Below are 14,580 nucleotides of genomic sequence, written 5' to 3'. Positions count from 1 at the left end.
TGAACATCGGCCTTTTCAAGCGGGGTGATCCCGTCTGGACTTTTTTTGAAATGCGCCTCAGGGTCACGCCCAAAAGCTGTGAATGAGGCCGCCCATGTTCCAATCCTTCAAAGTGACCGCCCGCCCTGAACAGGGGCCCCCGCGGCTGGCCGCCTTGCGCGAACAGATGGTGCAAGAAGGGCTGGACGGATTTCTGATCCCCCGTGCGGATGCGCATCAGGGCGAATATGTCGCGGCACACGATGAGCGTCTGGCCTGGCTGACCGGGTTCACGGGCTCGGCCGGGTTCTGCGCCGCCCTGCGCGACGTGGCCGGAGTTTTTGTCGACGGGCGGTATCGCACCCAGGTCAAGGCACAGGTTGCAGAGGATTTCACTCCGGTCCCCTGGCCAGAGGTGAGCCTGAGCGCCTGGCTGAAAGAGCGGTTGCCAAACGGGGGAAGGATCGGCTTTGATCCGTGGCTGCATGCGGCGGGGCAAATTTCAGGCACAGTAAGCGATCTGGAAGGATCGGGCATCGATCTGGTGAGATGCGAGAACCTTGTGGACCGGGTCTGGGCAGATCAGCCGGCCCCACCGATGAACCCGGTCAAGGCGCATCCGATTGAGTTTGCCGGGGAAGGTGCGGACAGCAAGATCGCCCGTCTGGCCGGCGACCTACGGCGGGCCGGACACACGGCAGCGGTGATCACCTTGCCGGATTCGATCATGTGGCTGTTGAATATCCGTGGGTCGGATATTGCCTACAATCCGGTGGCCCACGGTTTTGCCATACTGCATGCAGGAGGTCAGGTCGATCTGTTCATGGCGGCCGCGAAACTGGCCGGGGTAAGGGATCATCTGGACACACTGGTGACCTTGCGCGCGCCGGAAGATTTTCTGAATGCGGTTGCGGCTCTGGCCGGGCCGGTGCAAGTGGATAACGCTTCGGTGCCTCAGATCGTGGCGGATGCGTTAGGCGATGCGATGACGGATGGCGGCGACCCCTGTGCCCTGCCCAAAGCCTGCAAGAATGCACCTGAAATCGCGGGCAGCGCCGAGGCGCATTTGCGCGATGCAGTGGCGGTCATCGAAACGTTGCGCTGGCTGGACGAAAAGGCCCCGGGCAGCGTGACCGAAACACAGGTTGTCACCCGGCTGGAAGAAAACCGGCGTAAGGACAATGCGCTTCAGGACATCTCGTTCGATACCATTGCAGGCACGGGTCCGAACGGCGCGATCATGCATTATCGTGTGACCGAAGAGACCGACAGCCAGTTGGAAAACGGTCATATTCTGGTGCTGGACAGTGGCGGGCAATATCTGGACGGCACCACCGACATCACCCGAACCATTGCCATTGGTGACGTCGGAACAGAGGAGAAAACCTGCTTTACCCGTGTTCTGAAGGGCATGATTGGCATGTCGATGCTGCGCTGGCCTGCGGGCCTTGCAGGGCGGGATATCGAATGCGTGGCCCGCGCGCCGCTGTGGTCGGCGGGGCAGGATTTCAATCATGGGGTCGGGCATGGGGTCGGAGCCTATCTGAGCGTGCACGAAGGGCCGCAGCGCTTGTCGAAAGTCAGCCATGTACCGCTGCAACCCGGCATGATCCTGTCAAACGAACCCGGATATTACCGCGAGGATGCCTTTGGCATTCGAATCGAGAACCTTGTGGTGGTCGAAGAGGCGCCTGCCCTGCCCTCCAGCGACGCCGAACGCGCAATGCTGAACTGGCGTACTCTGACCTTTGTGCCGATTGACCGCAGGCTGATCATGGTCGAAATGTTGGCGGCGGACGAACGCGACTGGCTGAATGCCTATCACCGCGACGTTGCGGAAAAAGTCCGCCCAAGGCTGGGACAAGACGCGCAACTGTGGTTGGATGCCGCAACTGCCCCAATCTGACACCGGTCTGTTACACAGAACGGGCAGAGGAGAGGCCCAAATACGACGACGGAAGGAAATGGAATGGCTGAGATCACGATCCGGAAAGCGCCGGGCAAATGGTGTGTCCGCTCGGGCGGTGCGATTCTGGGCGAAACGAACAACGCGCTGGAACTGCATGAAGACGACAAGGATCCGGTGATCTATTTCCCGCGCGGTGATATTGCGATGGCATTTCTGGACCGGACCGACAAGGTAACGCACTGCTCTGGCAAGGGCGACGCGACGCATTTTTCCATCGTCAACAAGTCATCCGTGACCGCCAATGCGGTCTGGAGCTATGAAAACCCGGCCCAGGCAGTGGCCGAGATCAAGGACCATCTGGCATTTTATCCCGTCGAGTCGGTGAAGGTGGAGCAGATTTAAAGCCCTCATTTGACATCCTGTCGACCGCCGGTGACCCATTGGCAGCTCTGCGGCGCGCAATCTCTTGTCGAATCAAATCGATATGCAATCGCGCGTCATACGCGACCTGACGGTAGGCAAGCGGTAGGTTGAGGTTAGCAACGCTGGTATCCAGTTCCTCAATGCTGTCCGCCACTGCGTCTACGTCGCCCAGCGTCCGAGCCTGCCCCAATTCTTCCTCCAGCGCTGCGATTTTCTGATAGAAACGCCAGACACGGCGTTTCTGGAACCACACATACCCGGATGGAACGAGCCGCAAAAGCGGAGCGAGAAAAAGTAAAGGCAACAGCAATAAAAGAACCCGGCCAAACTGAGCAGCAATCCAATAGGGCAAAACGGCATGTAGAAAATTTGGCCCGGTGTTTATCAGCTCTTCAGCAACTTCGTTTAGTGGAGCGGGCGGAGACTCCGTTTTCGGGTATTCCCTTGAACTCTGCAATATGCCGGGCTGACCATGAATGATCTTCGCTGCGGTAACCAACCGATCTGCGACTGCCGGGTGCAGATCAGGCCCGGCAATCATTGATGCCCTCAAAGCTAAGATCTTTACGTCCTCGGGCGGTCTTGGAGGGTCGAGAGTGATTGACCCAGCGGGCACGGTAACCGAACTTGCCCCCCGGAGTTTCAATGCAAGCGCGTCGACCAACGCCATGGGGACGAATTCTATGTTAGGGTCAAAAATCGCATCCATGAGATATGGCGCATCCAGTGGTGCAACAAACAACGCAGCATCGGCTTTGCCGGAATAGAGCGCATCGATAGCATCAGGTCCTCCTGCATCCACAAGCGTAATGCCGGTATCCCTATGCCCCGCCGCTTCTATCAGGGCGATGGCAGCCGCACGGCTTCCGGACCCTTCTGCCCCAGCGGCAAGTCGGATGCCCTCCCATTCCCCCGCATTGCCACCAATTGGGCTGAGCTTTCCTCGAAACACCACCATTGGTTCAAGAAAAATGGCCCCCAACGATTGCAATCCACTTTCCCGAGGAAGATTCAGACCACCTTGAACAATCGCTACATCGACTTCACCGGAAACAAGCTTCTTTATGTTCTCTACAGAACCTGCGGTTTCAACCAAATCAATGTGAATGCCGTCTCGCGCCAGCTCTGCCTTGTAAAGCTGGCCGATCTGCCAATACCCCCCGCCGCTCACCCCGGTCGCTAGCCGTATGCTGCTGGGTGGTTTCAATCCAAGAATCAGAAACGCAATCATCCCGACAAACAGAATTGGAAGAAGAACAAAGATGAGTAGGCGCATGAATTCTCGCATTCAGATGATCCGAATTGACCCTTAAACCTCGCCTGTTCGCAATCTTCGCGTCAACGAAAATCAATCCAGCACAGCAGCGAATGACGCGTTGGGCGAAAAGTCCGGCTGGTGTTTGGCTTGCAAAAATGGCGCAACCTTGGTCGCGGAAAAGCTAAGCCGGCCGGAGTATTTCCGGAAACGACTCATTGTTCATCCAGCCGGTTCTTATTTCAGCTTCGCAAGAAATCTTGCTTCGAAGCCCACCTCACGCAGCTGTGGCATGCACGTGAGCGGCATTTGCGGCACACTTCTTCCGGATATCCACCGGAGGCTTCCATGCAGATTTCAAGACGCGGTTTAGCCGGGATGATCGGGGCTGGAGCAATTGCACCCGGAGCGCTTTGGGCGCAGCAGGATCCGGTTCTGGAGGCATTGCGCAGCACGCTGAACGGGCGTCGGACCGCGTTTGAAGCACAGATGGCGTACCTGAAAGATCGCGGCCAGCCGGATGTTGTGGCCGGGTTGCTGACCGCGATACGCTATGCCGACAGGCGGCGGGACGAGATCGTCGAGGTGATGCAGGCTGTGACCGGGCAGCGCTATGGCAATGACTGGTTCGAGTGGATGCTGTGGCAGGAACGAAACCCACAAATTGTCCCTCATCCTTCACTGATCCCGTTCAAGCGCGAGGTTCTGTTGGGGATCGACCCGAATTTCGATCTGTTTCTGCGGTCTGAGTATCTGCAACGTGACAGGATGAAGATCCGCCTGGAAGAGATCGCCTGGGGCGGCGTGTCCAAGGATGGTATTCCGTCCCTGGACAATCCCACCCTAATCTCTGCTTCTAATGCGGGGTATCTGAAGGGTGATGATCTGGTGTTTGGCGTCGCCATCAACGGCGATGAGCGCGCCTATCCTCTGCGGATCATGGGATGGCACGAGATGTTCAACGAGGTGATCGGAGGCGTGCCCGTGGCGCTGGCCTATTGCACGCTCTGCGGGTCGGGCATCCTGTTCGAAACCCAAGTGGCGGGGCGGCGAAAGCCGTTCGTTTTCGGGTCGTCAGGTTTCCTCTATCGATCGAACAAGCTGATGTTTGACCGCGAAACGCATTCGCTGTGGAACCAGTATACCGGCAAGCCTGTTGTGGGGCCTTTGGTGAACAGCGGCATCACGTTGAAACAGCGCCCGGTGGTGATCACGACATGGGCCAGCTGGAAGACCTCGCATCCCAAAACCCGTGTTCTGTCGCTGAACACCGGGCATCGGCGCAACTACGGATCGGGCGTTGTTTATCGCGACTATTTCGCCTCGAGCGAGCTGATGTTCCCGGCTGTTGTGGATCGGTCCCGGAATCGGCAGAAGGATTACATCTTTGCCGTGCGCCAGTTTGGCGCCGCCCGCGCCTGGCCTCTGGATGCGTTCAAGGGCAAACCGGTGATCAACGATGCGATCGGCCAGACACCTTTGGTTCTGATTGGCGATCCCAAAGAGCGTAGTGTGCGTGCTTATGAACGAAAATTTCATGAGTTCCGGGCAACGCAAAGCGGGTTGCAGGATAGCGCAGGGAACGGTTGGACCGTCACGGAAGAGGCTTTGATCGGGCCTGAGGGCGCGCGTTTGCCTCGGGTCGCCGGGCATATTTCGTACTGGTTTGCGTGGGACAATTATCTGGGTGACGCAGCCAGCGTGTATGGTGAGTGAAACTCAGGAATGCTCTTCAGCGGCCGTTGCCGCAAGCGCCCTGTTATATGCCTTGAGAGCGTCGACGTAATAGAGCGCGCCAACGGGTGTCTCGGATCCGTCTTTTTCCAGAATGATAACCGGAATGCAGGGGATGTCGTCACGATCGAAGTAAGGCATGGCGGCTTCCAGCGTGGCGCTGGCCTGAATGCACATGCCCTGTTCGATCAGCCCCTGTGCCTCTTCCTTCGTGATCGACCGTTGATCCCCAAGCGGACGCATCACTGCCCCGGCACGGAGCATTGCCAGCAGATACGCCTGCGGTCCCGCGGCCAGGTGGACATCACGTCGTTCCAGCTGGGTCAGGAAGAAAGACCGGTCCACCAGGCGTGAGGCCAGCGCCGTGGACATTGACACACTGACCATAACCGCAAGGCCGATCTGCCAGTCGCCGGTCAGCTCAAAGACGATCAGAGTGGTCGAGATAGGCGCCCCAAGCACCGCCGCAGCCACGGCCCCCATACCGGCAAAGGCATAAAGCGTGTGCGTGCCCGAAACGTCCGGCAACAACCCGGTCGCGATCAGCCCGAAGGCCAGCCCGGTCAGCGCGCCAACCATCAGAGAAGGCGAGAAAACACCGCCACCCATGCGCCCCCCCATCGTGATGGCAACCGCAACCGTTTTAGTCACCGCAAACAGGATTGCCGTTGTCAGCACCAGATCACCGGTCAAAGCGCGGATGGTGGTTTCATACCCAACGCCGATGATATGCGGAAACCAGATTGCCATCAGCCCCAGCATCGCCCCGGACACCGCAGGGCGCAGCCAGCCCGGAATTGACAGACGGTTCTGGATATGGCTGCCGATATCCTCGGCAAAGAAGATCGACCGCATCAGCAGCAACGCGACAAATCCGCAGATCAGGCCCAGGATCAGGAAGGCCGGAAGCTCGACATAAAATTGCAGCGATCCCGGCGTCTCGAGAGTGAACTCGGTCACGTCGCCATATTCCAGCCGGTTGATCACCGTTCCCGCGACCGAGGCGATGACGATTGGTGCAAAGGCGTGAACGGCGAAATGGCGCAGCACGACCTCGAGCGCGAACAATGCCCCGGCGATGGGGGCGTTGAAGCTGGCCGACACGGCCGCAGCAACGGCGCAACCCAGCAGGTCACGGCCCGTGATCCCATCCGCGTGAATTCGGTTGCTGACCCATGTGGAGATGACCCCGGCCATATGCACCACCGGGCCCTCGCGCCCCGTTGACCCGCCCGAACTGAGAGTGATCAGCGAGGCAAAAAACGACGCGATGCCGGCCTTGACCTCGACCCGCCCGTCAGTGATGGCCGAACCTTCAATCACATCGGCAACCGACCTCACGCGCCCGTCATTGGTGAACCAGTTCAGGATCACGCCGACGATCAAACCGCCGATGATGGGAATGATCAGAACCATGAACCAAGGCAGTTTCTCGGCGTGGCTGTGCAGCAGCAGTATGTCATCGGTGTCGTAAAGATAGGCCTGCAACGCACGGATGGCCTTACGGAAGCCGAGCGCCATGAAACCCGCTGCGATCCCGATGGCCAGTGCGATGAACCAGAACTGGATCTGGCTTGGCCCCCGGCGCAGCATCACCCGCCACGCATCCTTGATCGCGGCCAGAGCCTGATTGAACTGGTTGCGCAGAACGGTGCGGGTCGATTGGGTCATTGGCCCTCAGGGATCATCACTTAACCCTTAGTAAGCCACGGGGCGTCCATATAAAAGTGAGATAGCGACAGTGTGAGCACCAAATCACGCCACCGCCCCATCAGGCCTGCAACAGAGCCCGTGCTGCGGCACGAGCTTCTTCGGTAATGGTATCGCCCGCCACCATGCGGGCGATTTCGTCCACCCGATCCGATTCGGCCAGGGGGACAACCGTGGACAGGGTTTGCCCATTCGCGACCTGTTTCTGCACCCGCCAGTGATGCGCTGCCCGTGCGGCAACTTGCGGAGAGTGTGTGACAACCAGAACCTGCCCGCCCTGCGCCAATGACGCCAGCCTGCGTCCGACCGCGTCGGCGGTTGCCCCACCGACACCGCGATCAATCTCGTCAAAGATCATCGTCCGGGCGCTGTCGTCGCCAGACAGGCAGACCTTGAGGGCCAGCAGGAAGCGGCTGAGCTCACCCCCCGAAGCGATCTTGTTCAACGGCCCCGCCGGTGCACCGGGGTTGGTGGCCACGGTGAAAGCCACCGCGTCGGTGCCCTCGGGGCCGGGTTCAGCCGGGGTGATTTCGGTCTGGAACACAGCACGTTCCATCTTGAGCGGGGCCAGTTCCGCCATGACGGCCGCGTCAAGCTGCCCGGCGGCGGCCTTGCGCGCGGCGCTTAGTTCGGCTGCGGCAGCATCATAGGCCTGTTGCGCCGCGTTCACGGCCGCACGTCTGTCGGCCAGGTCGGCATCTCCTGCCTCCAACCGGTTCAACCGGTCACGCAGTGTGTCGGCAAACGAACCCAGATCATCCGGGGCCACGTCATGCTTTCGGGCCTGCGCACGGATGGCAAACAGGCGTTCTTCGGCCTGTTCCAATTCTGCCGGATTGAAGTCCAGCGCCTGAAGGCAGGCATTCACACCGTCCTGCGCCTCGCCCAACTCGATCATTGCGCGCCCGAGCGCTGCAATCGGTTCTTCCAGCTGGCCGGCCGCGTTGTCCGAGACGCCTTCCAGCCAGCGGATGGCGTCGGACATGGCCCCTTCCGCCCCGTCCCCGGACAACAGGGCAAAAGCACGCGCAACATCGTCGCGAATCCGCTCGGCCCCTTGCATCATGCGGCGACGGGAATCCAGTTCGGCATCCTCACCGGGTTGTGGATCAAGCTGGTCAAGCTCGGCGACCGCGTGGCGCAGGAATTCTTCCTCGCTGCGGACGGCAGCCAGAGCGGCCTCGGTCTCGGCCAGCATTCTTCGGGTACGGGACATCGCGGCCCAGGCCGTTCGCACGTTTGACAGCGGCTCCGAGACCTGGGCAAATTCGTCCAGCATCGCCCGATGACCACGTGGGTTCAACAAACCACGATCATCATGCTGACCATGCAGTTCGATCAGGGTCTCGGACAGCGCCCGCAGCACCTCACCCGAGCACCGGCGATCATTGACCCAGGCGGTCTTGCGCCCCTCGGCAGTATTTACCCGGCGCAGGATCAGTTCTTCGCCACCCGGCAGGCCAGCTTCGGCCAATACCGCATGTGCGGGATGATCGGCAGAAAGTTCGAACTCGGCAACGACCTCGCCCTGCGCGGCACCCTGCCGCACCAGTTCAGCCCGACCACGCCAGCCAAGTACGAAACCCAGTGAATCCAACAAAATCGATTTGCCCGCACCGGTTTCGCCGGTCAAGGCGTTCAGGCCCGGCTGAAAGCAGAGTTCCAGCCGGTCGATGATCAGCATGTCGCGGATATCTAGGGTGCGCAGCATGAGGTCTTCAGCGTCCCGGACCCGAGGCCATCGCGATTACAACCATTCACCTTTGATGGTCTGACGATAGACCGTGCTAAGCCAATTGTTGCCACGGCTCTTGAGATCAAGCCCGCGAGATGTCAACAGCTTATACGCATCGTCATACCATTCCGTGGATTGGTAGTTGTAGCCAAGAATGGCGCCGGCAGTCTGCGCTTCGTCCAGCAGGCCAAGCGACAGATAGGCCTCGACCAGACGATACAACGCTTCGGCGGTATGGGAGGTGGTCTGAAAGTCTTCGACCACAACACGGAACCGGTTGATGGCTGCGATATAGTGATCCTGACGCAGGTAATAGCGCCCGATCTCCATTTCCTTGCCCGCCAGATGGTCGAAAGCCAGATCGAATTTCAGAACCGCAGATGTGGCGTATTCGCTGTCTGGATAAACCTCGATCACGGTCCGCAAAGATTGCAGCGCCTGGAAGGTCAGGCCCTGATCCCGCCCGACTTCGTCAATCTGGTCATAATAGCTGAGTGCCAGCAGATACTGCGCATAAGCCGCATCTTCATCCGTCGGATAGAAGTCGATATAGCGTTGAGCCGCCGCGCGGCTTTCTTCGTAATTCTGGTCCGAATGGAACGAAAACGCCTGCATGATCAGCGCACGCTTGGCCCAGTCGGAATACGGATACAGACGTTCGACTTCCGAAAAATACCACGCCGCATCGTCCGACCGATTCTGCGACAGTTCGTATTCACCACGGGTATATATCTGTTCCGGCGTAAACCCTTCCAGGTTCTGATCACGGTCAGCGCCCTTGCGACTAAATAGGCCGCCGCCGTTGCCGCATGCCGTCAAAACTGCTGCCAGAAGAATCGCACCCGCGAATCTGACTGCCGCTTTGCTGCCAACCATACCGCCCATCCTTGTCGTCTTGCTTAATGGGGTTTGCCCCGATTTGAGCCATGGTCTAGCACATAAAATTCCGGTGCAAAACGCCTTATGCGACTTCTGGCGCAAATGTCGTCAGAGTTGGTCTGATCAGGCCACTTCGGGAATTTCGTGCACGACCAACCCCTGCCCCGGCAGGCGCGCGGCCTGTTCCGGCGTACACAGTACCGGGCGCACCGCACCCGGCGTTTCAAACAGATTGCGCAGCAGTGTGTTGGTCAGCGAATGACCCGACTTGTTTCCGGTGAAGTGACCCAAAATCGGCCCACCAGCCAGATAGAGATCACCCAGCGCATCCAGCATCTTGTGGCGCACGGCCTCGTCCACGCGGCGGAAACCGCCCGGTGTCAGAACTTCGACGCCCTGAACGACCACGGCGTTTTCAAGCGTGCCACCCAAAGCCAACCCGTTTTCGCGCATCGCCTCGACATCTGTGCGACGGCAGAACGTGCGACAATCGCTGAGTTCGCGCGCGAACGAACCGTTGCGCATGTCCAGCGTCTTGCTCTGGCTGCCGATGGCACTGTCTTCGAAATCGATGTGGAAGTCGATGATCAGCCCGTCAGCGGGTGCAATGCTGGCGCTGGCACCTTCGCGTGATGCGGTGACAGTCTTCAATACCTCATAGGCCAATACCGGGCTGGCCTGACGGCGCACGCCCCTGGCCATGATGCCACGCACAAATTCAATCGAGGAGCCGTCCATGATCGGAACTTCGGGACCGTCGATCTCGATAAGCGCGTTGTGCACGCCACAACCAGCCAGAGCAGCCATGATATGTTCGACCGTGGAAACCGAAACACCCGCATCATTCACCAGTCGCGTACAAAGCGGGGTCCGTTCGACCACATGGTAGAGCGCCGGGATCATCGCATCGCCCAGTTGAATATCCGTCCGCTTGAACCAGATCCCGTGACCAACTGCCGCCGGTTTCAGAACCATGGTCGCCGGCTTGCCACTGTGCAGCCCGACGCCTGTAAACGTGACCGGAGATTTGAGCGTATGTTGCAAAATGGGCCTCGGTGAGTGGTGTCCAGCCTGCTTGGACTGTGTTGGACACTCAGTTAAGGAAGCCCGCGTCAAGGCTCAACTCACTCTTTGCAACCGATTGAAACATGTATGTGACAGATCGGCAAAACCCTGCTTACATGCCTGCAAGATGCTGTTAATAAAAGATTAAGGGCTGCCAAATGGCAGCCCCTTGAGTGGATTTTGTTACCGCGATCAGTTGGCTTGACGGCGCAGGAAGGCCGGAATTTCGATACGCTCCTGATCCGGATCAACCTCTTCCTGAATTGGCGCCGTAGCCTCGGACTGCCGCAAAACGGGTTGCTGCCGGGGCGATTGTGCCGGCGTATCAGACGCATGGCCAGTCATCCGATCGATCAGACGATTGAAGCCAAAACGCGAGCGCTCCTCGGGTTCCGACTGCGAAACCGGATCGGATTGTCGGGGCGCCGCTGGGTGCTGCGGCGCTGACGGAACCTTCTGAACAGCAGCCTGCAAACGCTGCAGTGCTTCGGGCGACGGGGTGCCGGCGGCATGTCCGCGCGGTGCCACAAATGCCTCGGGCGCTGGCTCAATATGCTCGGGTTGCGGCTCGAATTCGGCAACACGCGGCTGGTAGGCCGGCGGCGGCAGGCTGTCATCTTCACGCTCGTCGCGCGGCTGGAATTGCGGTTGCGCCGGTTCTTCAGCGGTTTCAAACAGCGAAGGCTCGCGGTTTTCTTCCCGCTGCGGGGCAGGCTCTGCCACCTCCGCAGCAACCGGTGCTTCTTCCTGAAAATGATCTTCGGCCGAAACCGTGCGGGTCAGTGGTTCTGACATCGAGCGGCGAGCCACAGGGACTTCCGTCGTTTTTTCGCTGGCGTCGATACCGGTTGCAACAACCGATACACGCATTCCGCCCTCCATGGCCGTATCCAACGTCGAGCCAACGATGATATTGGCCTCTGGGTCCACTTCCTCGCGGATGCGGTTGGCGGCTTCGTCGAGCTCGAACAGGGTCAGGTCGTGTGAACCGGTGATGTTGATCAGCACGCCCTTGGCACCCTTGAGGCTGATTTCGTCCAGCAGCGGGTTTGCAATGGCCTTTTCCGCCGCCTGGACGGCGCGGTCTTCGCCGGTTGCTTCGCCGGTGCCCATCATTGCCTTGCCCATCTCGTCCATCACCGCACGAACGTCCGCAAAGTCGAGGTTGATCAGGCCAGGGCGCACCATCAGGTCGGTCACACCCTTGACGCCCTGATACAGAACGTCATCGGCCATCGAAAACGCCTCGGTGAAGGTGGTCTTTTCATTGGCCAGACGGAACAGGTTCTGGTTCGGGATGATGATCAGCGTGTCGACAACCTGCTGCAATGCCTCAACGCCGTCTTCGGCCTGACGCATCCGCTTGGCGCCTTCGAACTGGAAGGGTTTAGTGACAACACCGACGGTCAGAACACCCAGCTCACGAGCGGCCTGCGCAATGATCGGAGCAGCGCCCGTGCCGGTACCGCCGCCCATACCAGCGGTGATGAAGCACATATGCGCGCCGGCAAGGTGGTCAACGATCTGTTCGATGCTTTCTTCGGCGGCGGCAGCACCGACGGTCGGACGGGCCCCTGCCCCCAGACCTTCGGTGACTTTAACACCCAATTGCACACGTGCCGAGGACTGACTTTGTTGCAGCGCCTGCGCGTCGGTGTTGGCGACCACAAAATCAACGCCGTCCAACTGTTTCTCAATCATGTTATTGACAGCGTTCCCGCCTGCACCGCCAACGCCAAATACTGTAATCCGAGGCTTCAGTTCGTCGTGCCCGGGCATCGAAAGATTCAATGTCATGCTCTGTCCGCCTGTATTTATGTCCCGCCAAAGCGGTGTTTTTCTTACCTATCCTTGTCCGATTCTAGCGGCCTGATGCCAAAAGGTCACGTCAAAAATCGCGTTTTCCCACAAAATATGGAGGAAATAAGGCAGAAACCGGCGGCATTTCGCAGGACATGCCAGATATAGCGGAAACAACGGCGACCATCACAAGACAACCGACATGAACGCGAGGACTCATTCGTTCATCGCGCTCTGATCCATTGTCATTTACATTGCGGAAAACTGCTCAGGTCCTGCCGCGAGGCCTCTGCCGGGCCTTGAGGATATCTTGAGGGATAAATTGAATTGCTGCAACCGGTTTCTTTAGCTGAGCGGAGCACCTGGGCAGTTCAGGCCGCGCTCGGTCATGGTGCGCACTTCCTGTATTTCCCCCTCGGCGAAAGAGGCAAGTCGCACCATCAGCCGGCCTTCGTGCAAAAATGGCCACCAACAGACCGGAATGCCGTCCGGGTCATTGTCGTAAAGAAAGCATATCTGACCGTTAGGCGTTGTGATCTGCCCGTAGACACAGCCCTGCCCCTCTTCGCGCCAGACCGAGACACTTCGGTTCAGGAACTGTTCTGTTCCGACCAGACCGCCGCTGCGAATTTCGTAGAACGTGAGGGTTTTGCCGACAGCCGCATCTAGAAACGCCTCGGGCGTAATTATGGTCTGGGCCGAGACCGCGCCGGGCAGCAAGGCCGCGCCCAGTGCACACCCGCGCAGGTGCTTACCAATTGTCACGGAACCACCGCACGGCGCGCTTGAACGGGCGCGCGGCGTAGGTGTCGACCGGGATTTCAAAATCCCACCATTCGTCCTGAGGATGGGCCGCAAACAGACTGAGGCCGACAGCGGACGAGAACCCGGGCCCGGTGGCTGACTGCGGCAGGCCATGCACGCGCAAGGGGCGGCCCAGGCGCACGCGCTGGCCCAGAATGCGGGTGGCAAGCCCGTCCAGCCCCATGATCTGGCTGCCACCGCCGGTCAGCACGATCTGCTGGCTTGGCATGTGTTCAAACCCGGCGGCGTCCAGCCGCACGCGAACCTCTTCAAGAATTTCCTCGACACGCGGGCGCATGATACCGATCAGCTCGGCACGGCTGACGGTGCGGCGGTCGTGTTCCCAGTCACCGGTGTCACCACCGATATCAATCATATCCCTGTCGTCGGCCCCGGTGGCATGAACGCCACCATTGAATGTCTTTATCCGTTCCGCCACGGCGGCAGGCACACCCAGACCCATCGAGATATCGGCGGTCACGTGATCGCCACCCATGCGCACGCAATCGGCATAAATCATGTGCTTCTTCATGAAGATCGATACGCTCGTGGTGCCGCCACCCATGTCGATACAGGCCGCGCCCAGTTCCTGCTCGTCTTCAACCAGCGCCGAGATGCCCGAAACATAGGCCGAGTTGGCAATACCTGCGAGTTCAAGATCGCAGCGCTTGATACAGCGCACGATATTCTGGATCGCTGTCGAATCCACGGTCAGCATATGCATGTCGACTGCAAGGCTCTGGCCCATCTGCCCGCGCGGGTCGATCAGGCCCGAGCGGTTGTCGAGCGCGAAATTCACCGGTTGAGCGTGCAGCACTTCGCGCCCGTCGCCATAATCCGGCACGTCGCAGGCGTTCAGAACGCGACCCACTTCGGCCTCGGTCACGATCTGACCGTCTAGGTCGACTTGTGCATCCAACCCGTAAGAGCGCGGGTTCGCGCCCGAGAAACATGCGATCACATGGTCGACGCGGATATCGGCCATCTTCTGTGCGGCCTGAAGCGCGGTTCGGATGGCACGTTCGGTTTCCTGCATGGCGGTAACTTCGCCGAACTGGACACCCCGCGACCGGGTGGTCGCGGCGCCGATGACGCGAAAGCCCGTCTGACCCGCCATGGAGCCGATGGTGTTGTCCTCGCTCAGCCGACCAGTTCCGTCAAAGCGCAGCACTAGGCAGGCGATTTTCGAACTGCCCACATCCAGAATCGCAATCACACCGCGTTGCAAAGCCTGCCGCCGCATCTGACGCATGGCGCGTTGGGACTGATAAAGATCGGTCATCATGG

At 59.5% G+C, this 14,580-nt stretch carries 11 protein-coding genes; 3 read left to right on the top strand and 8 right to left on the bottom strand.

Going from position 1 to position 14,580, the window contains the following annotated elements; genetic code table 11:
- The first annotated feature begins 94 nt into the window (after nucleotides 1–94).
- Together D1823_RS01810 and D1823_RS01805 are read left to right on the top strand one after the other, a co-directional pair.
- On the top strand, nucleotides 95–1,885 hold the full coding sequence (locus D1823_RS01810; protein ID WP_117868348.1) for an aminopeptidase P family protein: 1,791 nt from the start codon (nucleotides 95–97) through the stop codon (nucleotides 1,883–1,885).
- Between the two features lie 63 nt (nucleotides 1,886–1,948).
- Nucleotides 1,949–2,290, top strand: a complete 342-nt coding sequence (locus tag D1823_RS01805) for a DUF427 domain-containing protein (RefSeq protein WP_117868347.1) — start codon at nucleotides 1,949–1,951, stop codon at nucleotides 2,288–2,290.
- On the opposite strand, the gene D1823_RS01800 is transcribed toward D1823_RS01805, so the two are convergent.
- Nucleotides 2,235–3,587 carry a TAXI family TRAP transporter solute-binding subunit gene (locus tag D1823_RS01800; protein ID WP_162896734.1) on the bottom strand — a complete coding sequence of 451 codons (1,353 nt, stop codon included), beginning with the start codon at nucleotides 3,585–3,587 and terminating at the stop codon, nucleotides 2,235–2,237. The genes D1823_RS01805 and D1823_RS01800 overlap by 56 nt on opposite strands.
- Before the next feature lie 327 nt (nucleotides 3,588–3,914).
- Here D1823_RS01800 and D1823_RS01795 point away from each other — a divergent pair, with 327 nt between their 5' ends.
- Complete coding sequence (locus tag D1823_RS01795; RefSeq protein WP_117868345.1) at nucleotides 3,915–5,282, top strand: DUF3179 domain-containing protein; 1,368 nt, start codon at nucleotides 3,915–3,917, stop codon at nucleotides 5,280–5,282.
- Between the two features lie 3 nt (nucleotides 5,283–5,285).
- On the opposite strand, the gene D1823_RS01790 is transcribed toward D1823_RS01795, so the two are convergent.
- From D1823_RS01790 to ftsA, 7 genes are all read right to left on the bottom strand, one after another.
- Entirely contained in the window at nucleotides 5,286–6,971 is a 1,686-nt protein-coding gene (locus D1823_RS01790) for a chloride channel protein (RefSeq protein ID WP_117868344.1), read from the bottom strand.
- Nucleotides 6,972–7,071: 100 nt separating this feature from the next.
- Nucleotides 7,072–8,721 (bottom strand): DNA repair protein RecN, encoded by a 1,650-nt coding sequence (recN, locus tag D1823_RS01785; RefSeq protein WP_117868343.1) that lies wholly within the window; start codon nucleotides 8,719–8,721, stop codon nucleotides 7,072–7,074.
- A gap of 36 nt (nucleotides 8,722–8,757) precedes the next feature.
- Nucleotides 8,758–9,621, bottom strand: coding sequence for an outer membrane protein assembly factor BamD (locus D1823_RS01780; protein ID WP_117872623.1), 864 nt, complete (start codon nucleotides 9,619–9,621; stop codon nucleotides 8,758–8,760).
- 126 nt (nucleotides 9,622–9,747) lie between these two features.
- Nucleotides 9,748–10,668, bottom strand: coding sequence for a UDP-3-O-acyl-N-acetylglucosamine deacetylase (gene lpxC, locus D1823_RS01775; protein WP_117868342.1), 921 nt, complete (start codon nucleotides 10,666–10,668; stop codon nucleotides 9,748–9,750).
- A 213-nt stretch (nucleotides 10,669–10,881) separates the two neighbouring features.
- On the bottom strand, nucleotides 10,882–12,486 hold the full coding sequence (gene ftsZ, locus D1823_RS01770; protein WP_117868341.1) for a cell division protein FtsZ: 1,605 nt from the start codon (nucleotides 12,484–12,486) through the stop codon (nucleotides 10,882–10,884).
- A gap of 348 nt (nucleotides 12,487–12,834) precedes the next feature.
- Entirely contained in the window at nucleotides 12,835–13,254 is a 420-nt protein-coding gene (locus tag D1823_RS01765) for a hypothetical protein (RefSeq protein WP_117868340.1), read from the bottom strand.
- Entirely contained in the window at nucleotides 13,241–14,575 is a 1,335-nt protein-coding gene (gene ftsA, locus D1823_RS01760; protein ID WP_117872621.1) for a cell division protein FtsA, read from the bottom strand. The genes D1823_RS01765 and ftsA overlap by 14 nt, the downstream gene beginning before the upstream one ends.
- Nucleotides 14,576–14,580 lie beyond the last annotated feature (5 nt).

The sequence above is a fragment of the Ruegeria sp. AD91A genome, assembly GCF_003443535.1.
GTDB lineage: Bacteria > Pseudomonadota > Alphaproteobacteria > Rhodobacterales > Rhodobacteraceae > Ruegeria.
Note: the sequence above shows the minus strand (reverse complement) of the source record. Positions and strands in the feature narration are given on the sequence as shown.